At 73.5% G+C, this 19,334-nt stretch carries 20 protein-coding genes and 1 riboswitch; of the genes, 15 read left to right on the top strand and 5 right to left on the bottom strand.

Features of this window, described 5'->3' with window-relative positions:
* Nucleotides 1–28 precede the first annotated feature (28 nt).
* Complete coding sequence (locus tag HFV08_RS22390; RefSeq protein WP_168541787.1) at nt 29–775, bottom strand: SDR family oxidoreductase; 747 nt, start codon at nt 773–775, stop codon at nt 29–31.
* A 160-nt stretch (nt 776–935) separates the two neighbouring features.
* Nucleotides 936–1,066: riboswitch (FMN riboswitch) on the top strand.
* Between the two features lie 187 nt (nt 1,067–1,253).
* Between HFV08_RS22390 and ribD the strand changes: the two genes are divergently transcribed.
* The 10 genes from ribD (at nt 1,254) to HFV08_RS22340 (ending at nt 9,870) form a co-directional block, all read left to right on the top strand.
* Nucleotides 1,254–2,312 (top strand): bifunctional diaminohydroxyphosphoribosylaminopyrimidine deaminase/5-amino-6-(5-phosphoribosylamino)uracil reductase RibD, encoded by a 1,059-nt coding sequence (gene ribD, locus HFV08_RS22385; protein WP_168541937.1) that lies wholly within the window; start codon nt 1,254–1,256, stop codon nt 2,310–2,312.
* Complete coding sequence (locus HFV08_RS22380; protein ID WP_168541786.1) at nt 2,313–2,918, top strand: riboflavin synthase; 606 nt, start codon at nt 2,313–2,315, stop codon at nt 2,916–2,918. It begins immediately after the preceding gene.
* Nucleotides 2,915–3,568 carry a nicotinamide mononucleotide transporter family protein gene (locus tag HFV08_RS22375; RefSeq protein WP_168541785.1) on the top strand — a complete coding sequence of 218 codons (654 nt, stop codon included), beginning with the start codon at nt 2,915–2,917 and terminating at the stop codon, nt 3,566–3,568. The genes HFV08_RS22380 and HFV08_RS22375 overlap by 4 nt, the downstream gene beginning before the upstream one ends.
* Complete coding sequence (locus HFV08_RS22370; RefSeq protein ID WP_168541784.1) at nt 3,565–4,902, top strand: bifunctional 3,4-dihydroxy-2-butanone-4-phosphate synthase/GTP cyclohydrolase II; 1,338 nt, start codon at nt 3,565–3,567, stop codon at nt 4,900–4,902. The genes HFV08_RS22375 and HFV08_RS22370 overlap by 4 nt, the downstream gene beginning before the upstream one ends.
* 73 nt (nt 4,903–4,975) lie before the next feature.
* Nucleotides 4,976–5,461: a 6,7-dimethyl-8-ribityllumazine synthase gene (gene ribH, locus HFV08_RS22365; RefSeq protein ID WP_168541782.1), complete on the top strand. Its 486-nt coding sequence runs from the start codon at nt 4,976–4,978 to the stop codon at nt 5,459–5,461.
* A gap of 79 nt (nt 5,462–5,540) precedes the next feature.
* Nucleotides 5,541–5,813 carry a phosphoribosyl-ATP diphosphatase gene (locus HFV08_RS22360; RefSeq protein ID WP_016434182.1) on the top strand — a complete coding sequence of 91 codons (273 nt, stop codon included), beginning with the start codon at nt 5,541–5,543 and terminating at the stop codon, nt 5,811–5,813.
* Nucleotides 5,814–5,891: 78 nt separating this feature from the next.
* Nucleotides 5,892–6,740, top strand: coding sequence for an ATP phosphoribosyltransferase (gene hisG, locus HFV08_RS22355; RefSeq protein WP_168541781.1), 849 nt, complete (start codon nt 5,892–5,894; stop codon nt 6,738–6,740).
* Between the two features lie 5 nt (nt 6,741–6,745).
* Complete coding sequence (locus HFV08_RS22350; protein ID WP_168541935.1) at nt 6,746–7,222, top strand: PH domain-containing protein; 477 nt, start codon at nt 6,746–6,748, stop codon at nt 7,220–7,222.
* Nucleotides 7,223–7,462: 240 nt separating this feature from the next.
* Nucleotides 7,463–8,788, top strand: a complete 1,326-nt coding sequence (locus tag HFV08_RS22345; RefSeq protein WP_168541780.1) for a hemolysin family protein — start codon at nt 7,463–7,465, stop codon at nt 8,786–8,788.
* Nucleotides 8,785–9,870 carry a hemolysin family protein gene (locus HFV08_RS22340; RefSeq protein WP_168541778.1) on the top strand — a complete coding sequence of 362 codons (1,086 nt, stop codon included), beginning with the start codon at nt 8,785–8,787 and terminating at the stop codon, nt 9,868–9,870. Before HFV08_RS22345 ends, HFV08_RS22340 begins: the two co-directional genes overlap by 4 nt.
* 26 nt (nt 9,871–9,896) lie before the next feature.
* On the opposite strand, the gene HFV08_RS22335 is transcribed toward HFV08_RS22340, so the two are convergent.
* Nucleotides 9,897–11,774 carry an AAA family ATPase gene (locus tag HFV08_RS22335; protein WP_168541776.1) on the bottom strand — a complete coding sequence of 626 codons (1,878 nt, stop codon included), beginning with the start codon at nt 11,772–11,774 and terminating at the stop codon, nt 9,897–9,899.
* A 445-nt stretch (nt 11,775–12,219) separates the two neighbouring features.
* The gene (locus HFV08_RS22330) at nt 12,220–12,846 is read right to left on the bottom strand and encodes a uridine kinase family protein (protein WP_168541774.1); all 627 of its coding nucleotides are present in this window, start codon (nt 12,844–12,846) and stop codon (nt 12,220–12,222) included.
* Between the two features lie 261 nt (nt 12,847–13,107).
* On the opposite strand from HFV08_RS22330, the gene HFV08_RS22325 reads away from it, so the two are divergent.
* The gene (locus HFV08_RS22325; protein ID WP_168541773.1) at nt 13,108–14,457 is read left to right on the top strand and encodes a C39 family peptidase; all 1,350 of its coding nucleotides are present in this window, start codon (nt 13,108–13,110) and stop codon (nt 14,455–14,457) included.
* 157 nt (nt 14,458–14,614) lie between these two features.
* Here HFV08_RS22325 and HFV08_RS22320 read toward each other — a convergent pair whose 3' ends face one another.
* Nucleotides 14,615–15,172, bottom strand: coding sequence for an ATP-binding protein (locus tag HFV08_RS22320; protein ID WP_168541771.1), 558 nt, complete (start codon nt 15,170–15,172; stop codon nt 14,615–14,617).
* 217 nt (nt 15,173–15,389) lie between these two features.
* On the opposite strand from HFV08_RS22320, the gene HFV08_RS22315 reads away from it, so the two are divergent.
* From HFV08_RS22315 to HFV08_RS22300, 4 genes are all read left to right on the top strand, one after another.
* Nucleotides 15,390–16,634 (top strand): ROK family protein, encoded by a 1,245-nt coding sequence (locus tag HFV08_RS22315; protein ID WP_168541769.1) that lies wholly within the window; start codon nt 15,390–15,392, stop codon nt 16,632–16,634.
* A 120-nt stretch (nt 16,635–16,754) separates the two neighbouring features.
* On the top strand, nt 16,755–16,901 hold the full coding sequence (locus tag HFV08_RS22310) for an SCO1431 family membrane protein (RefSeq protein WP_168541767.1): 147 nt from the start codon (nt 16,755–16,757) through the stop codon (nt 16,899–16,901).
* A gap of 134 nt (nt 16,902–17,035) precedes the next feature.
* The gene (locus HFV08_RS22305) at nt 17,036–17,734 is read left to right on the top strand and encodes a TetR/AcrR family transcriptional regulator (protein WP_168541765.1); all 699 of its coding nucleotides are present in this window, start codon (nt 17,036–17,038) and stop codon (nt 17,732–17,734) included.
* A 203-nt stretch (nt 17,735–17,937) separates the two neighbouring features.
* Nucleotides 17,938–19,110: an acyl-CoA dehydrogenase family protein gene (locus tag HFV08_RS22300; protein ID WP_168541763.1), complete on the top strand. Its 1,173-nt coding sequence runs from the start codon at nt 17,938–17,940 to the stop codon at nt 19,108–19,110.
* On the opposite strand, the gene HFV08_RS31840 is transcribed toward HFV08_RS22300, so the two are convergent.
* Nucleotides 19,073–19,315 (bottom strand): hypothetical protein, encoded by a 243-nt coding sequence (locus tag HFV08_RS31840; RefSeq protein ID WP_168541761.1) that lies wholly within the window; start codon nt 19,313–19,315, stop codon nt 19,073–19,075. The two genes, HFV08_RS22300 and HFV08_RS31840, sit on opposite strands and share 38 nt — an antisense overlap.
* Nucleotides 19,316–19,334 lie beyond the last annotated feature (19 nt).

Genomic DNA, 19,334 nt, shown 5'->3' with positions numbered 1-19,334 from the left:
GGAGCTTCTGCCCGCCGGGGCCCCCGGTTCATGCGGCGCGCGCGAACCGCGTCCCGAGGAATTCCCCGAACGTGCCCTTGCCCACGGCGTGTTCGGGCGTCAGATGACCGCCCTCGCGCAGCGCCGCGTACGTCCTGCCGACCAGTGGCACCGACACCGTACGACGGCGGCGGCCGGAGGCGCGCAGATAGGCCTCGGCCAGTTCCGTGAAGCTCAGGACCTCCGGGCCGCCCATGTCCGCGACCCGGCCCGCCGCCTCGCCCTCCGCGAGGCGGGCGAGGCGCTCGGCCACCTCGGCCACCTCGATGGGCTGGTCGCTGACCTCCTTCGGCAGCAGCATCACCGGCAGCCGCGCGCTGCTCTCCAGGATCATCAGGACCAGCTCGTGGAACTGCGTGGTGCGCAGCACGCTCCAGCCGAGCCCCGACTCCTCCAACTGCTTCTCCACGGCGAGCTTGGCCCGGTAGTACGGCAGCGGCACCCGGTCGACCCCCACGATCGAGATGTACGCCAGATGCGGCACCCGGTGCCTGCGGGCCGCCGCGATCAGATGCCCGGCGGCGCGCTCGTCACCGCCGCGCGGGGTGCTCGCGCAGTGCACGATCGCCTCGGCGCCCTCGACCGCCGCGTCGAGACCGCGGCCGTCCCGCAGATCGACCGCGTAGGGCTCGGCGTGCCTGCTCAGGACCCGGACCTCGTGGCCGCGGGCGCCGAGCTTCTCGGCGACCAGGCTCCCGAGTGTCCCGGTCCCGCCGGTGACCAGAATCGTGCTCATCCCTCGTCCGTCCCTTCGCCTGCGCGCAAGCCCGCGGCCACGCGTTTGTCACTGCGGGTAAGGATACGGTGACCGGCCCGAGGGGCTGTTGTGAGCCACCGCACAGCTGTTCACTCGTACGGCCCGCCCCTGGGATGGCAGACTGAGTGCGTACCAGAAGCAGCGCACTCCGGGGTCGGTGCAATTCCGAACCGGCGGTTACAGTCCGCGACCCGGCCGCATCCAGTGGCCGGTTGACCAGGTGAAATTCCTGGACCGACGGTGAAAGTCCGGATGGGAGGCAGTGCGCGGCGGGCGGGCATTCGTGCACGCCGCCGTCGGTTTCGGGTCCGCCTTCCCGCAAGGCGCACCCTGGCTCTCGGCGACGACTCCCGGTGCCGCTCGTCGAATTCTGTCGTCACCGACAGGCCCCGGAGTCCGTGCCCGAGAGGCAGGAGAACCGGTGGCCGTCCCCGCGCCCGCGACCGAACAGGCCGCCATGCGCCGTGCCCTGGCCCTCGCCGCGCGCGGACTCGGCGCCACCAGCCCCAACCCCGTCGTCGGCTGCGTCGTGCTCGACGCCCGGGGCGAGGTCGCGGGGGAGGGCTTCCACCAGCGCGCGGGCGGACCGCACGCCGAGGTGCACGCCCTGCGCGCCGCCGGCGAACGCGCCCGCGGCGGCACCGCCCTGGTCACCCTCGAACCCTGCGACCACACCGGCCGCACCGGCCCCTGCACCCGGGCACTCCTCGACGCGGGCATCGCCCGGGTCGTCTACGCGGTCGCCGACCCCACCCCGGGTGCCTCCGGCGGCGCCCGGCGGCTGCGCGAGGCCGGGGTCGAGGTCGTCGAGGGGCTGCTCGCCGACGAGGCCGCCGAGACCAACGCCGCCTGGCTCACCGCGGTCCGGCTCGGCCGCCCCCATGTCACCTGGAAGTACGCCGCCACCCTCGACGGCCGCAGCGCCGCCGCCGACGGCACCAGCCGCTGGATCACCTCCGCCGAGTCCCGCGCGGACGTGCACCGGCTGCGCGCCGAGTCCGACGCCGTCCTGGTCGGCTCCGGCACCGCCCGCACCGACGACCCGCACCTCGCGGTGCGCGGCGTCGAGGGCGCCGTACAGCCGCTGCGCGTCGTGGTGGACACCGAGGCGCGCGCGGTGCGGCCGGGCGCCCGGGTGCTCGACGGAGCGGCGCCCACCCTGGTCGCCGTCGCCGAGGACGCCCCGGCCGCCGCCCATCTGCCCGAGCCGCTGCGGCTGCCCCGCGCGGGCGGCGGCCTGGACCTGACCGCGCTCCTGGCGGCCCTGTACGCGCGCGGGGTCCGCGCCGTCCTCCTCGAAGGCGGGCCCACCCTCGCCGCCGCCTTCCTCGCGGCGGGCGCCGTCGACCGCGTCGTCGGCTACCTCGCCCCCGTCCTGCTCGGCGCCGGGCCCACCGCCCTCGCCGACGCCGGAATCACCACCCTCGGCGAGGCGTTCCGGCTTCGGACCACCGAGACCGTGCGCCTCGGAAACGACCTGCGCATCACCGCGAACCTCTCCCCGAAGGAGCATTGAGTGTTCACCGGAATCGTCGAAGAGCTGGGTGAGGTCACCGCCGTCGAGGAACTCGGCGACGCCTCCCGCTTCCGGCTGCGGGGCCCCAAGGTCACCGCGGGCGCGCAGCACGGCGACTCGATCGCCGTCAACGGGGTCTGTCTGACCGTGGTCGAGCACGAGGGCGAGGAGTTCACCGCCGATGTGATGGCCGAGACCCTCAAGCGCTCCAGCCTCGGCGCGCTCGCCACCGGCTCCCGGGTCAACCTGGAGCGCCCCACCGCGGTCGGCGGCCGGCTCGGCGGCCACATCGTGCAGGGGCACGTGGACGGCACCGGCGCGATCCTCGCCCGTACCCCCTCCGAGCACTGGGAGATCGTCAAGGTCTCGCTCCCGGACGGGCTCGGCCGCTATGTGGTGGAGAAGGGCTCCATCACCGTGGACGGGGTCAGCCTCACCGTGGTCGAGGCGGGACCCGACTGGTTCACCATCAGCCTGATCCCGACCACCCTCGCGCTGACCACCCTGGGCACCAAGCAGCCCGGCGACCCGGTCAACCTGGAGGTCGACGTGATCGCGAAGTACGTCGAGCGGCTGCTCGCGCACGGCGGGGAGGCGGCCCGGTGAGCGCCCTCGACTGGCTCAACTCCGAGGCCTTCACGGCCTTCGGGCAGCACATCATCTACTCCGACCTGATCGGCAACACCGTCGGGCTGCTCGGCCTCGCCCTCGGCTGGCGCCGCTCGATCTGGACCTGGCCCGCCCAGCTGCTGTCCGCCGCGGTCCTGGTCGCCGCCAACGTCTCGGTGCACCAGTCCGGCAGCGTCGGCAAGCAGCTCGTCATCATCGTGACCGCCGTCTGGGGCTGGCGGCAGTGGAGCAGGGGCCGGCAGCGGGCGCAGGACGGCAGCGTCGCCGTGCGCTTCGCGAGCTGGCGCGAGCGGCTGCTCCTGCTCGGCGGCGCGGCCGTCGGCACCCTCGCGGTCGGCGGCCTCTTCACCGCGTACCCCTCGCTCAGCTGGAACCCCTGGCCGGACGCCTACGTGTTCGTGGGCACCCTGGTCGCGATGGTGGCGCAGGGCCGCGGGCTGGTCGAGTTCTGGCTCGCCTGGCTCCTCGTGGACTGTGTCGGGGTCCCGCTCAACTTCTCCAGCGGCCTCGCCTTCTCCGGATTCATCTACCTCGTCTACGGCGCCCTGGTCCTGTGGGGCCTGCGCGACTGGTGGCTGCGCTCCCGCAGGGACGCCCAGCCCCTCATGGAAGGAGCACCGGCATGACCACCCATCCGTCACCCGTGACCACGGCGCCCGAGGCGCCCGCCGGTGCTCCCGAGCTGGCCGCCTGGCTGTCCGCCGGGGCCGAGGACCTCCGCCTGGACCCGGTGGAGCAGGCCATCGCAGACATCGCCGCCGGGCGCCCGGTAGTCGTCGTCGACGACGAGGACCGCGAGAACGAGGGCGACCTCGTCGTCGCCGCCGAGAAGGCCACCCCCGAGATCGTCGCCTTCATGATGAGCGAGTGCCGCGGACTGATCTGCGCGCCGATGGAGGCCGAGGAGCTGGAGCGGCTGCGCCTGCCGCAGATGGTCGAGCACAACACCGAGTCGATGAGCACCGCCTTCACGGTCTCCGTGGACGCCTCCCGCGCCCACGGCGTGACCACCGGCATCTCCGCCGCCGACCGCTCCACCACCCTGCGGCTGCTCGCCGAGGGCGGCTCGGAGCCCGCGGACTTCGTGCGCCCCGGCCACGTCTTCCCGCTGCGCGCGCGGCCCGGCGGCGTCCTGGCGCGCAACGGCCACACCGAGGCCGCGGTCGACCTGGCCCGGCTCGCCGGACTGCGGCCCGCCGGGGCGATCGTGGAGATCGCGGGCGAGGACGGCACCATGCTCCGGCTGCCCGAACTGGTGCCCTTCGCCCGCAAGCACGGTCTGACGATCATCTCCATCGAGGACCTGATCGCCTACCGGCGCGGCAGCGAGCCCGCCGTCCGCCGCGAGGCCGAGGTCAAACTCCCCACCGCCTTCGGTGAGTTCACCGCCTACGGCTACCGCTCCACCGTCGACGGGGTGGAGCACGTGGCCCTGGTCCACGGCGAGATCGGCGACGGCGAGGACCTCCTCGTACGCGTCCACTCCGAGTGCCTGACCGGCGACATCTTCCAGTCCCAGCGCTGCGACTGCGGCCCCCAGCTCCAGGCCTCCATGGAGCGCATCGCCGCCGAGGGCAGGGGAGCGGTGGTCTACCTCCGCGGCCACGAGGGGCGAGGCATCGGCCTGCTGTCCAAGCTGCGCGCCTACGAACTCCAGGAGCGCGGCCACGACACCCTCGACGCCAACCTCGAACTCGGCCTGCCCGCCGACGCCCGGGACTACGCCGCGGGCGCCCGCATCCTCACCGACCTCGGGGTGCGCAGCCTGCGCCTGATGACCAACAACCCGGAGAAGAGCGCGGCCCTGGTCCGCGGCGGCCTGGAGGTCACCGGCCGGGAGCCGATGCCGGGCCCGGTCGGCGAGCACAATCTGCGCTACCTGCGCACCAAGCGGGACCGCATGGGCCACGACCTGCCCTGGCTGGAGACGGCCCCGGCCGCGGCCTGCGGCAACCAGTGACCTCCGCGATCCCCCGGGCCGCGGCGCCCGGCAGCAGCAACCCCCACCACCCGGTACGTACGAGGAGAAGCGCGTGAGCGGCAAAGGCGCACCCGAACTGAGCGTGAAGAACTGCGGCGACCTGCGGGTCGCGGTGATCGCGGCGCAGTGGCACGAGAAGGTCATGGACGGCCTCGTGAACGGCGCCCTGCGCGCCCTCGGCGAGCTGGGCATCAGCGAGCCCACCGTGCTGCGGGTCCCCGGCAGCTTCGAACTGCCGGTCGCCGCCAAGGCGCTCGCGGGCCGCGGCTACGACGCGGTGATCGCCCTCGGCGTGGTCATCCGCGGCGGCACCCCGCACTTCGAGTACGTCTGCCAGGGCGTCACCCAGGGGCTCACCCAGGTCTCGGTGGACACTGGGGTGCCGATCGGCTTCGGGGTGCTCACCTGCGACGACGAGCAGCAGGCCCTGGACAGGGCGGGCATCGAGGGCTCCCGCGAGGACAAGGGCCACGAGGCGGTCACCGCCGCCGTGGCCACCGCGGTCACCCTGCGCAGCCTGGCCGAGCCCTGGCACTGATCCCTTGCCCGGTGCGGCGCCGCCCGCGAGGGAGGCGCCGCACATCGGCCCCGCAGCTCCGCGTAAAGTAGGCCGCACCATGTCCAAGAAGACGTTCGAGGAGCTTTTCACGGAGCTCCAGCACAAGGCAGCCCACGGCGATCCCGCCACCTCCCGCACCGCGGAACTGGTCGGCAAGGGCGTCCACGCCATCGGCAAGAAAGTCGTCGAGGAAGCCGCCGAGGTCTGGATGGCGGCCGAACACGAGGGCAAGGAGGCCGCCGCCGAGGAGATCTCCCAACTCCTGTACCACGTACAGGTGATGATGGTCGCCCGCGGCATCTCCCTCGACGACGTCTACGCCCATCTCTGAGCCGCCGCCCGCTCCTCCCGGCGGACGCGCACCCGTACCCGAAGCCTCCGCTCACCTACCGCAAAGGAAGCCGCCCGCATGCTGCGCATCGCCGTCCCCAACAAGGGTTCCCTCTCAGGCCCCGCGTCGGCGATGCTCCATGAGGCCGGCTACCAGCAGCGGCGGGAGTCCAAGGAGCTGGTGATCGTCGACCCGGACAACGAGGTCGAGTTCTTCTACCTGCGCCCGCGCGACATCGCCATCTACGTCTCCTCCGGCCGCCTCGACATCGGCATCACCGGACGCGACCTGCTCGTCGACTCCGGGGCCGGCGCCGAGGAGATCCTGCCGCTCGGCTTCGCCCGCTCCACCTTCCGCTTCGCCACCCGGCCCGGCACCGCCCGCGGCGTCGAGGACTTCGGCGGCATGACGGTCGCCACCTCCTACGAGGGCATCGTCGACAAGCACCTCGCGGAGAAGGGCATCGACGCCACCGTCGTCCACCTCGACGGCGCCGTGGAGACCGCGATCGAACTCGGCGTCGCCCAGGTCATCGCCGACGTCGTGGAGACCGGCACCTCGCTGCGCAACGCGGGCCTCGAAGTCGTCGGCGAGCCCATCATGACCTCGGAGGCGGTGGTGATCCGCCGCACCGGCGAGGACACCGAGACCCCCAAGGTGCAGCAGTTCCTGCGCCGCCTCCAGGGCGTCCTGGTCGCCCGTACGTACGTGATGATGGACTACGACTGCCGCGCCGAGCACCTGGAGCGGGCGGTGGCCCTCACCCCCGGCCTGGAGTCGCCGACCATCTCCCCGCTGCACAACGAGGGCTGGGTCGCCGTCCGCGCGATGGTCCCCGCCAAGGAGGCGCAGCGCATCATGGACGGCCTCTACGCCCTCGGCGCCCGGGCCATCCTCACCACCGCCATCCACGCCTGCCGCCTGTGAGCGCCGTGAACGGCGAGTCCGCCGCCGAGCCGCCCCCGCTGCCGCGCACCTTCCGGCCCGGCCGGACCCGGGCGATCCTGCTCGGCGGCGGCTGCGCCCTCTTCCTCGTCCTCACGGTCATCGCGCTGCTGCTGCCGGGGCTCGGTCCGGCCGAGCGGACCAGCTTCGTGTTCACCGCGGCGCTCTTCTGGGGCGCCCTCGCCCTGCTGAGCCGGCCGCGGGTGCTGGCCGAGGAGTCCGGGGTGACGGTCGTCAACATCGCCAGCAGCCGCAGGCTCGACTGGGCGGAGATCGTCAGGGTGAACCTGCGCTCCGGCGACCCCTGGGTCTTCCTCGACCTCAGCGACGGCAGCAGCCTGCCCGTGCTCGGCATCCAGCCCGGCCTCGCCCGGCAGCACGCCGTCCGCGACGCGCAGGCCCTGCGCGCCCTCGCCGAGTCCCGGGGCGGCAGTGAACCCCGGGCACCACAGGGCCAGAGGTGACGAACAACCCGTGGCGGACCGGCCGGACGGACTCCCGCCGCCCGGCACCTCGTGATTAATCTGGTGGACGGTGGCGCGCACCGCGCCCCGCCCCTGCCGCCCACGCCAGAGTCGGGCCCAGGGGCTCCTGCGGAACGAGGAGTGACTCCCTCCGGCGATGGACGGATCGTCCTGTAGTACCTGCGCCGCCCCCTCCCGACACCGAGCGGACCGTGTCCGCACCCGTGTGGAGGCGGCGGCATGATCATCCCCCTGCTGCTCCTCGGAGCAGCGTTCCTGCTGATCCTGGCCAACGGCTTCTTCGTGGCGGCCGAGTTCGGCCTGGTCACCGTGGACCGCCCGGACGCCGAGGAGGCGGCCGCGGCCGGCGACAAGCGCGCCGGCACCGTGGTGGCCGCGCTGAAGGAGCTCTCCTTCCAGCTCTCCGGCACCCAACTCGGCATCACCATCACCTCCCTGGTGGTCGGCATGCTCGCCGAGCCCGCCCTCGCCGAACTGCTCGGCGGGCCGCTCGGGGCCACCGGGCTGCCCGAGGGCGCGGTCTCCACCCTCGCCGTGGTGGTGGGCATGCTGCTCGCCTCCGCGGTGCAGATGGTCATCGGCGAACTCGTGCCCAAGAACTGGGCGGTCTCCCACCCCATGCAGGTGGCCCGCTTCGTGGCCGGTCCGCAGTACCTCTTCTCCCGGCTGCTGCGCCCGGTGATCGCCGGACTCAACGCGGTGGCCAACCGCCTGGTGCGGCTCTTCGGCGTGGAACCGGCGGACGAGCTGGCCTCGGTCCGCACCCCCGGCGAACTCGTCTCGCTGGCCCGGCACTCCGCGCAGGCCGGCACCCTGGAGCAGGACACCGCGGACCTCTTCGTGCGCACCCTCTCGCTCGGCGAGCTGACCGCGCAGCACGTGATGACGCCGCGGGTGAAGGTCAGCGCCCTGCAGTCCACCGCGACCGCCGAGGACGTGGTCAACCTGACCCGGGCCACCGGACTCTCCCGCTTCCCGGTCTACCGGGAGCGCATCGACGAGATCGTCGGCATGGTCCACCTCAAGGACGCCCTCGCGGTCCCGGCCCCGGAGCGGCTGCGCACCCTCGTGGTGCGGATCGCGCAGCCCCCGCTCCTCGTCCCGGAGACGCTGCCGGTGGCGCCGCTCCTCGCCCAGCTGCGCAGCGCGCAGCCGATGGCGGTCGTCGTCGACGAGTACGGCGGCACCGCCGGAGTGGTCACCCTGGAGGACATCGTGGAGGAACTCGTCGGCGAGGTCCGCGACGAGCACGACGACCACGACGTGCCGCAGCTCGCCACCGTCCCGCAGGAGGACGGCAGGGCCGCCTGGGACGCGGACGGCAGCTGCCGGGTCGACGTGCTCCAGCGCATAGGCCTCGACGTGCCCGAGGGCCCGTACGAGACCGTCGCCGGGCTGGTCGCCGATCTGCTCGGGCGCATCCCCGCCCCCGGCGACCGGGCCGAACTGCCCGGCTGGCGGCTGGTGGTGCGCCAGGTCGGGCACTACAGGGCCGAGCGGGTCCGCTTCGTGCAGACCGCGAAGGCCACGGAGGCGGCGCGATGAGCCTGCTCCAACTCCTGTTCGCGATACTCCTGGTGCTCGCCAACGGCTTCTTCGTCGGCGCCGAGTTCGCGCTCGTCTCGGTGCGCCGCAGCCAGATCGAGCCGCTGCGCTCCACCCGGGCCCGGCAGGTGCTCTACGGACTCGAACACCTGCCGCAGATGATGGCCGCCGCGCAGTTCGGCATCACGGTGTGCTCGCTGACCCTCGGCGCGGTCGCCGAGCCGACGGTGGCCCACCTCCTGGAGCCGGTCTTCGAGGCCGCCCACCTGCCGCACGGCATGATCCACCCGCTCGGCTACGTCCTCGCCCTCGCCGTGGTCGTCTTCCTGCACCTGGTGATCGGCGAGATGGTGCCGAAGAACCTGGCGATGGCGGCCCCCGAGAAGACGGTGCTCTGGCTGAGCCCGGGCCTGGTCGCCTTCGCCCGGCTCTGCCGCCCGGTCACCGCCGCGCTCGGCGCCTGCGCCCGGGTGGTGCTGCGGCTCTTCGGGGTCGAGCCCAAGGACGAGGTGGAGGCGGTCTTCACCAGCGAGCAGCTCAACCGCCTGGTCGCCGACGCGGGCGAGGCCGGGCTCCTCGAACCGGAGGCGCAGGAACGCCTCGGGGACGCCCTGGAGCTCGGCTCCCGGCCGGTGACCGAGGTCCTGCTGCCGCGCGCCGAACTGGTCACCGTGGAGCCCTCGGTCACCCCCGGCCAGGTCGTCGCGCTGACCGCGGCCACCGGGTACTCCCGGTTCCCGGTCTGCGCCGAGGGCGGTGCCTTCATGGGCTATCTGCATGTGAAGGACGTCCTCGACCTGGAGGAGAGCGAGCGGGCGGTGCCCCAGCAGGTCTGGCGGCCGATGACCACCCTGCGTGCCGAACTCCCGCTGGACGACGCGCTGACCGTGATGCGCCGCGCCGCGACCCACCTCGCGCAGGTCGCGGACTCCGCGGGCCGGGTGCTCGGCCTGGTCGCCCTGGAGGACGTACTGGAACTCCTCGTCGGCGAGGTGCACGACCCCGCCCACCGCGACGCCGAACCGGCACCCAAGGTCGGCGGCCCCCGCTCCGGCGGCGCCCGGTCGGCCCTCACGGGCTGAGCCGGACCCGGGACCCCCGGGACCCGTCAGCGCGAGGACGGGTCCTGGGGTCCGCGCCCGGAGAGCACCTCGCCGTAGGCCTGCATCAGATCGGGCAGCCGCAGGGTGGCGAGGTCGTCGCGGGTGGGCGGCGCGGTGTAGCCGGAGAGCCGCAGATCGCGGTAGGCGCAGCTCTTCTCGTAGAGGGTGCGCAGGAAGCGGCCGTTGCCCAGCTCGTCGATCCAGCCCTGGTCGACCACGTGCCCGCTGATCGAGCGCAGCTCGTCGGCCGCCTCCTCGTCCCAGACGTCGCCGTTCTCGGCCGCCAGCACCTTGCCGATCGCGGTCAGCTCCAGCGGCCGGTACGAGGGGAAGTCGACCCGGCTGGTGAAGCGGGAGGACAGGCCCGGGTTGGCGGCGAGCAGCCGGTCCATGCCCTCCGGGTACCCGGCGAGGATCACCACCAGGTGGTCGCGGTTGTCCTCGGCGCGCTTGAGCAGCACCTGCAGGGCCTCGTCGCCGTAGGCGTCGCCCTTGCCGTACCCGGCGTTGGAGAGCGAATAGGCCTCGTCGACGAAGAGCACCCCGCCGAGGGCCGAGTCGATCAGCTCATTGGCCTTGACCGCGGTCTGGCCCAGGTACTCGCCGACCAGGTCGGAGCGCTGGGCCTCCACCAGGTGGTCGCCGCCGAGCAGCCCGAGCGCGTGGAAGACCCGGCCGAGGATGCGGGCCACGGTGGTCTTGCCGGTGCCCGAGGGCCCCGAGAAGACGAAGTGCCGCTTCGGCGGCTGGACCGGAAGACCCTGTACGGACCGCAGCCGCGCCATGTTCAACTGGGCGGACAGGGCCCGTACTTGGCGCTTGACCGGCTCCAGGCCGACCATCCGCTCCAGCTCGGCGAGAGTGCGCGCGAGCAGCGCCGGGTCGGCCGGGCCCTCGGCAGGACGCGGCACGGCGGGCTGCACCGGGAACACCGCCTTCTCGCGCACCGGGTCCGCGCCCGCGCGCGAGGCGGTCGGCGGGGACCCGCCGGACTCGCCCGCCGAGCGCAGATCGCGCCCCTCCGCGGGGAAGAGCGGGTCCAGGGAGTCCTGGCCGTCCAGGACGTCCTGACCGGCCCCGGGCAGCGTGACGGCCGCGAAGTCCGCCGCCTCGTCGTAGCCGTCGCCCTCCGCTATCGCGGCGAGCCGCGCGGAGGTGTCCATGAAGGCGGGGTCCACCCGGTGCACCGCGCGGTACAGCGGCAGGGCGGCGGCGCTGCGGCCGGTGCCCTCGTGGGCGCGGGCCAGCCAGTAGCGCAGCTCCTTGCGCTGGGGCTGCTCGCTGCGGCAGCGCATCAGGGCGGCGGCGAGCAGCGGCTCGGACTGCCCGTACATCTCCAGGCGGACCCGGGCCATGCCGCCGAACAGCCCCGCCTCGATGCCGAGCAGCGGATCGTCGAGCAGCGGGTCGGTGTGCCGTACGAGCTGCTCCCAGTCCTTGACCAGATAGGCGCGGCAGGCGTGCAGGAAGCGGACCTGGCGGTCGGCGTCCACCGGGGGCAGCCCGGCGAGCGCCCGGTCCAGCTCGGGCACGTGCCGCCCGTCCAGCCAGTGCGAGGCGTGCGCCAGCAGCAGATCGCGGGAGGACTCCAGGACGGGCTGGACCCACCAGCCCAGCCAGTACCAGGAGTTGAGGGCGCGGCCGTGCCGGGCGCGCTGTTCGCCGAAGCGCTCGCGGTGGCGGAACATCCGCAGCAGGGCGGTGGTGGTGTCGACGCGCAGGGCGTGCAGGCCGAGCCAGCCGTCGGCCATCGCGGGGTCGATCCGCACCGCGGCCCGGAACTCCTCCTCGGCCTGCGTGTACGCCCCCATCGTGTAGGCGTCGACACCCCGGAGCCAGGCGAGGTCCGCCGGCCCGGGCGGGTGCTTCCTCCCGCTGTCCATCACGTCCCCCACAAACCGTTCCCCCGTGGCGTGCCGCCGGATGACTACCCGTCGGCTTCCTGCGTCGAACCGCTGTGCTGTGGACGGGAGTTGACTCGGTGCGCTGAGCCGCCGTCCGTGGGTCGCACCGATAATCATCGTACCTGCGGTCCAGCGGTCGGCCGTAGGGCGCGGCAGGCGTGGATCGGGGGCTGGAAGCACGAGGGGGCGCATCCGCGGCGGTGACCCTCGGTGAGTGAATCGGCGCGCGGTGCGCCCGATTTGCCCCTTCCCGGGGCAGAACGAAGCCCCCGATCACGGGGGAACAACCGGGGGCTTCGCGTCTTCTCGGCGCCCGAAAAGAGCGCACATTCAGAACGTAAGACCTGTATGGCTCCGGGGTCAAGCGCAGTTGGCGACTGGCTGCGCAAGCCGGAAGGCCGCGCAGCGCACCGCCGCATCGACGTCACGCTGTGTCATCTTCAGGCCCTCGATGCGGTCTTCCGGGTCCGGGCGCGAGCGCGTACCCTCCCGCGTCCCCCTGGGCGCGCTGCCGGACCAGGGTGTCCGCGTGGGGGCGGCTCGGGTCCCGGGCGAAGTGGCGCCGCTCGGCGGCCGTCCAGCCGCGCCAGAACGCGGCCTGCCCGGGGCCGTCCCGCAGCCTGCCCCGCCGCCAGGACTCCTCGCGCCCGAGGTCCATCCACAGCAGCCGGGCGAGGAAGGGGCGCACGGCCCGGCGCCCCGCGCCGACTCCCTCCACCAACACCACCGGCGCGGGCGGGAGTTCACGCGCCGGTGCGGTGCGCCGTGCCTCCCAGTCGTACGGGCGGTACCAGGCGCTCTCCCCGCGCCCCAGCGGGCCGAGCACCTCCTCGCGCAGCCGCTCCGTCCACCCGAAGAGCGCCGCATGACTGGCGAGATCGTCCAGGTGCAGTACCGGCGCACCGCCGCAGGCCCCGGCCAGGCGCGCGGCGAAGGTGGACTTGCCCGAGCCCGCGTGCCCGTCCACGGCGACCAGCCGCACCGGTCCGCAGGAGGGAGCGAGCAGCGGCAGTTCCCCGGCCAGCCGGGTGAGGGGATCGGTGGAGGTCATCGCGTTCAGCCTAGGGTCCGCCGCCCGGATCGGGCCGTCCTCGCGAGCAGGGGCCGGTCCGGGCGAACGGCCCTACGCGCCGGGCGAACGACCCGGCGTGCGGCCCCCGCCCGCGCCACCGCCGCCGCGATGTCAGAGGTCGAGGCCAATATTGGTGGCGTCCACCGGCCCTGAAGCGCTGGCAGAAGGCGGCGCCGGCGGCCATAGTTTCCCCAACCGCCCGCTGCCGCCCACCGGAACCGAAACGGGGTACGTGAGTCCATGACCCGAGCAGAACACCCCTCACGCAGGACCATGCTGGCCGCCGCCGGCGCCGCCGTCCTCGCGGCGACCGCCGGCACCGCCCTGCCCGCCGCCGCCGCGGGCCGCCACCGCGGCCCGGCCGGAGTCGACTACCGCGCCTGGACCACCGCCGCCGACTGGCGCACCGGCAGCCACCAGGGCACCCGCGTGGTCGGCGGCGCCCGGCCCGGCCTCGCCCTCGCGCGCCCGGCCGGGACCGTCGAGTACCAGGACCCGCACACCCAGAAGACCGCCAGCTGGGAGTACGCGGTGTGGACCTCGCCGGTGCACCGGCTGAAGGTGCCCGCCACCGAGGCCATCGCCTCCTGGAACGCGCAGACCCCCGCGGGCACCTGGCTCCAGATCGAACTCCAGGGCACCTACTCCGACGGCAAGGGCACCCCCTGGTACGTCATGGGCCGCTGGGCCTCGGGCGACGGTGACATCCGGCGCACCTCGGTCGACGACCAGAGCGACGGCAAGAGCAGCATCTGGACCGACACCTTCTCCCTGGACGACCCCGCCTCGGGCCTGCGCCTGGTCTCGTACCGGCTGCGGCTGACCCTCTACCGCAAGCCCGGCAGCACGCTGACCCCGACGGTCTGGCGGGCCGGCGCGATGGGCTCCGACATCCCGGACCGCTTCGAGGTGCCCGCCTCCGAGCCGGGCCTGGCCAAGGAGCTGAAGGTCCCGCCCTACTCGCAGAACGTCCACGTGGGCCAGTACCCCGAGTACGACAACGGCGGCGAGGCCTGGTGCAGCCCCACCTCCTCGCAGATGATCATCGAGTCCTGGGGCCGCAAGCCGAGCGCCGAGGACCTGGCCTGGGTCAATCCGGACTACGCCGACCCGCAGGTCTGCCACGCGGCCCGGTACACCTTCGACTACCAGTACGACGGCTGCGGGAACTGGCCGTTCAACGCCGCCTACGCCGCCACCTACAAGGACATGCAGGGCCTGGTCACCCGGCTCGGCTCGCTGGGCGACCTGGAGCGGCTTGTCTCCGCCGGGATCCCGGTCATCACCTCCCAGTCCTTCCTGGAGAAGGAGCTGACCGGCGCGGGGTACGGCACCTCGGGGCACCTGATGACCGTCATCGGCTTCACCGCCGAGGGCGATGTGATCGCCAACGACCCGGCCTCGAAGGACAACGCGGCCGTCCGCCACGTCTACAAGCGCCGCGAGTGGGAGAACATCTGGCTCCGCACCAAGCGCTACAACGCCGAGGGCAAGGTCGTCTCCGGCACGGGCGGGGTGTGCTACCTGTACTTCCCGGCCAAGGTCACCGCGGCCCAGCAGGCCGCGCTGGAGGCGGTCGGGGTGCGCTGAGGCGCCTGCGGCGGCCGGGGTCCTGCGGGAGCGGGGCTCCGGCCGCCGGTCTTCTCCCGCGGGGCTCCGGCCCTGGTGGTGCGTCCGCGGGATGCGGCGCGTCCGCTGCCCGGGGAGCCCCTCGTTCGTAGGCCCCTCGCCCGGAGAGCCCGTCGGCTCAGGCCGCCACCGTCGGGTCGCCCGGCGCCAGGGCGGCCTGGGCGAGCTGTGCGGGATCGGCGGGCGCGGCGGGCTCGCCGGGCAGGACTTGCTCGGCGGGCTGCGCGGCAGCGGGAGGGGCAGCCGCGGCGGTGTCGGCCGGGGCGGGCGCGGCCGGCAGGCTGGCCCGTACGGTGCGGCCCGCGACGGTGTCGGAGATCTCGACGCGGGTGGCGAGGCAGTCGACGATGCCCAGTCCGCGGCCGCGCTCCTCCGGCCCGCAGGCGCGGGGCTGCCGCGGCACCCTCGGATCGCCGTGGTCGGCGACCACCAGCCGCAGCTCACCGGTGCCGAGGCTGAGCAGCACGGTCATCTCGCTGCGGCCGTACTGCGCCGCGTTCGCGGTCAGCTCGCCGACGGCCAGGACGGCGCACTCCCGGGTCTCCTCGGGCAGGCGCCAGCGGGTCAGCACGGCGGCGGTGAACCGGCGGGCCTCGCGGACCCGGTCACAGCGGGCGGGCAGCTCGACCAGGGCGCACCCGCGGGGCGCGGGGGAAGCGGAGCGGTGTCGGCCCATGGCGGTGGGTCTCCTGAACGGGCTGCGGGGGTCGGGGCGGGTGTCCGGCGACGGTGCCGGGCCCGTGGAGTCGAGGGGTGCCCGGGGGCCCTGTGCGACATCCGACGGTTTTTCTTCCCCTCAGACTAAGGGCCGACGTAACAGGTGTAAATGCCGGATTCTCCCTTTTTCTGAGGTCTAGAATGGGCCGACGGCGAGCAGCCGAGGAGACGGCCCCATGATCCGGCGAACCGTGCGGGACATCCGCAGACGCAACCGATCCGACGTACTGCAGTGCACCTACGCCGCGGGCCACCCGGTGAACCGGCAGCAGATCGCCGCCGCGACCGGGCTGTCCACGGCCACCGTCGCCACCCTCACCGGGGAACTCCTCGCGGCCGGGGTGCTGCACGAGGTCGGCCAGGAGGACTCCCGGGGCGGACGCCCCCGCGCCCGGCTCTCGGTGAACGGCGCGCGCGGACTGCTGATCGGCACCGATGTCTCCGAGGACTTCGTCCATATCGCGCTCTTCGACCTCGCCATGCGGGTACGGGGCACCTTCGAGCGCCCCCTCGACCCGGGCGGCAGCAGCCCCCTGGACGTCGTGGAACTGGTCGCCCTCGGCGTGGACGAGGTGCTGCGCGACTCCGGCGCCGACCGGGAGCGGGTGCTCGGCATCGGCGTGAGCGTGCCCGGCCTGGTGGAGAAGGAGCACGGCGTCTCCCTGCTCTCCGTCTACGGGCACTGGGAGAACGTCCCGCTCAAGGCGCTGCTCGCCGAACGCCTCGGCTTCCCCCTCTACCTGGACAACCCGCTGAAGGCGAGCACGGTGGCCGAGCTGTGGTTCGGCGCGGGCCGCGGCGTGGACAACCTGGTGGTGGTCACCCTGCGGACCGGGGTCGGCGTGGGGATGGCCCTCGACGGCGCCCTCTACCGGGGGGTGACCAACTGCGCGGGCGAGTGGGGCCACACCGGCCTGGTGCGCAAGGGGCGCGGCTGCCGCTGCGGGCGGCTCGGCTGCGTGGAGGCCTATGTCAGCGCGCCGGGGATCCTGCAGACGCTGCGCGAGGCGGACCCGCACAGTCCGCTGCCCGCCCTGGAGGACCAGCGGGCCGCGATCGCGGGGCTGGCCGAGGCCGTACGCCGGGGGGAGCCCGCCGCCGTACAGGCCCTGGAGGACACCGGTGACCACCTGGGGGCCGCCGTCTCGACCCTGATCAACACCCTCAATCCGCGGGTGCTCGTGCTCGGCGACTGGACCGCGCAGCGCCTCGGCGAACCGCTCCTCGACGCCACCCGCGCCGCGGCGGCCCGCTATGCGCTCGCCCAGCCCTTCAACGCGGTGAGCATGCAGCTGTGCCGGCTCCCGCACAATCCGGTGAGCATGGGCGCCGCCGCCTTCGCCCTGGAGGGCTTCCTCGCCGACCTGGCCTCGGGCGCCGGGCGGGCGGGACGGGGCGGGGCCCGGCCGGTACGCGGCTGAACCGGGGCCCGCCGCCCGGGCCGTGGTCATGTGGTCAAGCTCATCCCCGCATCCGGCCGCGGGGATGGCAACCTGGAGAGGCCAGGGGGGCCACGACCACGACGACGTCTGCGAGATGCCATGACCTCGACCTCCGCCACTGCCGCCCGCGTCCGTGCCCGTACCGGCGGGCCGAAGGACGAGGGGCCGAAGGTCCTGGAGCACGTGCTCGGCTGGACCCTGGTGGTCGTCCTCGCGATGCTCGTCACCCAGGCCGGACTGCTCTGAGCCGCCGGGCCGTCCCGGGGTGCGCCGGCCGGCCCGCCGTACCGGCCGGAACCCGGTGTTCGGCCCGTAGGCCGGGGGCAACCGGTCTGCCATACTGCGGTGGTTCACCGGGAGCCGGAGACCAGGGCCAGGCATTGCAGAAGAGTTCACAGCGCGAGACCGAACGCAGGGAAGCGCGCGGCACCGAGCGCTCCCTCACCCGCAGGGCGGAACTCATCGCGGTCGGGCGGAAGTTGTTCGCCGACACCGCCTACGACGTGCTGTCGATGGACGACATCGCCCAGCAGGCGGGTGTCGCCAAGGGCCTGATCTACTACTACTTCAAGTCAAAGCGCGGCTACTACCTCGCCATCATCGAGGACACCTTCGCCGACCTGGTGACCAGCGCCGCGATGGACCCCCAACTCCCCAACGCGGAACGGGTCTCCCGCACCATCGAGGGCTATCTGCGCTACGCCGAGCTGCACCAGGCGGCCTTCCGCACCATCACCCGCGGCGGCATCGGCTTCGACAGCGAGGTGCAGGCGCTGCGCGACGGCGTACACCACGCGATCATCACCACCATCGCCCAGGGCGCCTACGGCCGCACCGACATCCCCGAACTGGCCCGGATCACCCTCTACGGCTGGCTGTGCAGCGTGGAGGGCATGGCGCTGGACTGGATCGGCCACCAGCGGCTCAGCCGGGCCACGGTCCGCGACGTCCTGGTACGCGCGCTCGGCGACGCCCTGCGCACCATCGCCGAATTCGAGCCGTCCTGCCCGGCTCCGGATCGGCTCGATCTGCTCCCCAGCCAGGGCAGGCCGCACTCCTCGCCCGCTTCCGAAACCTAGGGAGCGCTGGGTATCGACCCGGCCACAACAGGCCATCCGCCCTGTGCCGCCCGCGGCCGATCGGGCATACTCGACGCGCCACAGTCGCTGGTCACGGCCGTATTCGTGATCCGGAACGGCACCATCGACTGGGGAGTTTCCGGCGGCGCGGCGCTACCCCTGCCGTGCTCGCCGCCGAGCCCAACAGGGAGGAGAGCGTCGTCATGTCGGACCGCGCGCCGCAGCCGGTGGAGCGTCAACTGCCCACGGACGAGGCGAGGGATCTGATCTCGCTCGTACGAGACATCGCCCAGCGGGAGATCGCGCCGCACACGGCCGAGGAAGAGGAGGCCGGACGCTTCCCGCGCGAGGTCTTCCGGCTGCTCTCCGAGGCGGGTCTGCTCGGCCTTCCCTACAGCTCCGAATTCGGCGGCGGCGACCAGCCCTACGAGGTCTACCTCCAGGTCCTGGAGGAGCTGGCCGCGGCCCGGCTCACCGTCGGGCTCGGTGTCAGCGTCCACTCCCTCGCCTCCCACGCGCTCGCGAACTTCGGCACCAAGGAGCAGCAGGCGACCCACCTGCCCGCGATGCTCGGCGGCGGACTGCTCGGCGCCTACTGCCTGTCCGAACCCACCTCCGGCTCCGACGCCGCCGCCCTGCGCACCAAGGCGGTCCGCGAGGGCGAGGACTGGGTCCTGACCGGCACCAAGGCATGGATCACGCACGGCGGCGTCGCCGACTTCCTCACCGTCCTTGCCCGCTCCGGCGGGGAGGGCGCGCGCGGCATCAGCGCCTATCTGGTGCCCGGTGACGCCGCGGGGCTGAGCGCGGCGCCGCCGGAGAAGAAGATGGGCATGAAGGGCTCGCCCACCGCCCAGCTGCACTTCGACGGGGTCCGGGTGGCCGACGACCGCCGGATCGGGGAGGAGGGCCAGGGCTTCGCGATCGCCCTCGCCGCCCTCGACGCCGGTCGGCTCGGCATCGCGGCCTGCGCGATCGGTGTCGCCCAGGCCGCCCTGGACGCGGCGGTCTCCTACGCGGGGGAGCGGCGCCAGTTCTCCCGCCGGATCGCCGACTTCCAGGGGCTGCGCTTCCTGCTCGCCGACATGGCCACCCAGATCGAGGCGGGCCGCGCGCTGTACCTGGCGGCGGCCCGGCTGCGCGACGCGGGCAGACCCTTCGCCAAGCAGGCCGCGATGGCGAAGCTGATGTGCACCGACACCGCGATGAAGGTCACCGTGGACGCGGTCCAGGTCCTCGGCGGCTACGGCTACACCGCCGACTTCCCCGTGGAGCGCCTGATGCGCGAGGCCAAGGTGCTGCAGATCGTCGAGGGCACCAATCAGATCCAGCGCATGGTCATCGGCCGCCACCTCGTGGGCCCCGAGGAGCGCTGAGCCGGGCGGCACCCGCCGGGGACGCCGCGAGCCGGGTCCACTCCGGGTCGTGGCGTCCCGGCAGGGTCCGGCCCCGGTCGGCCCACTGGCTGAGCAGCGCGCGGTAGATGGGGGGATCCCCGGGCACGGGTTGCGGAACCGATTCTGCCGACGTGGGCACCTGGATGCGCCGACGGCGGCCCGTCGCCGAGTGCGAGGTGGTCATGCCGGGCCAACGCGCCCGG

Source organism: Streptomyces physcomitrii, from assembly GCF_012273655.1.
In the GTDB taxonomy this organism is placed as follows: Bacteria; Actinomycetota; Actinomycetes; order Streptomycetales; family Streptomycetaceae; genus Streptomyces; species Streptomyces physcomitrii.
This window is presented reverse-complemented; position numbering and strand designations above follow the sequence as displayed.

Excerpts from the sequence above, each read along its gene's own strand:
- HFV08_RS22390 (WP_168541787.1), bottom strand. The coding sequence starts at position 775 with ATGAGCACGATTCTGGTCACCGGCGGGACCGGGACACTCGGGAGCCTG.
- ribD (WP_168541937.1), top strand. The coding sequence starts at position 1,254 with ATGCGCCGTGCCCTGGCCCTCGCCGCGCGCGGACTCGGCGCCACCAGC.
- HFV08_RS22370 (WP_168541784.1), top strand. The coding sequence starts at position 3,565 with ATGACCACCCATCCGTCACCCGTGACCACGGCGCCCGAGGCGCCCGCC.
- HFV08_RS22360 (WP_016434182.1), top strand. The coding sequence starts at position 5,541 with ATGTCCAAGAAGACGTTCGAGGAGCTTTTCACGGAGCTCCAGCACAAG.
- hisG (WP_168541781.1), top strand. The coding sequence starts at position 5,892 with ATGCTGCGCATCGCCGTCCCCAACAAGGGTTCCCTCTCAGGCCCCGCG.
- HFV08_RS22345 (WP_168541780.1), top strand. The coding sequence starts at position 7,463 with ATGATCATCCCCCTGCTGCTCCTCGGAGCAGCGTTCCTGCTGATCCTG.
- HFV08_RS22340 (WP_168541778.1), top strand. The coding sequence starts at position 8,785 with ATGAGCCTGCTCCAACTCCTGTTCGCGATACTCCTGGTGCTCGCCAAC.
- HFV08_RS22335 (WP_168541776.1), bottom strand. The coding sequence starts at position 11,774 with ATGGACAGCGGGAGGAAGCACCCGCCCGGGCCGGCGGACCTCGCCTGG.
- HFV08_RS22330 (WP_168541774.1), bottom strand. The coding sequence starts at position 12,846 with ATGACCTCCACCGATCCCCTCACCCGGCTGGCCGGGGAACTGCCGCTG.
- HFV08_RS22325 (WP_168541773.1), top strand. The coding sequence starts at position 13,108 with ATGACCCGAGCAGAACACCCCTCACGCAGGACCATGCTGGCCGCCGCC.
- HFV08_RS22320 (WP_168541771.1), bottom strand. The coding sequence starts at position 15,172 with ATGGGCCGACACCGCTCCGCTTCCCCCGCGCCCCGCGGGTGCGCCCTG.
- HFV08_RS22315 (WP_168541769.1), top strand. The coding sequence starts at position 15,390 with ATGATCCGGCGAACCGTGCGGGACATCCGCAGACGCAACCGATCCGAC.
- HFV08_RS22310 (WP_168541767.1), top strand. The coding sequence starts at position 16,755 with ATGACCTCGACCTCCGCCACTGCCGCCCGCGTCCGTGCCCGTACCGGC.
- HFV08_RS22300 (WP_168541763.1), top strand. The coding sequence starts at position 17,938 with ATGTCGGACCGCGCGCCGCAGCCGGTGGAGCGTCAACTGCCCACGGAC.
- HFV08_RS31840 (WP_168541761.1), bottom strand. The coding sequence starts at position 19,315 with ATGACCACCTCGCACTCGGCGACGGGCCGCCGTCGGCGCATCCAGGTG.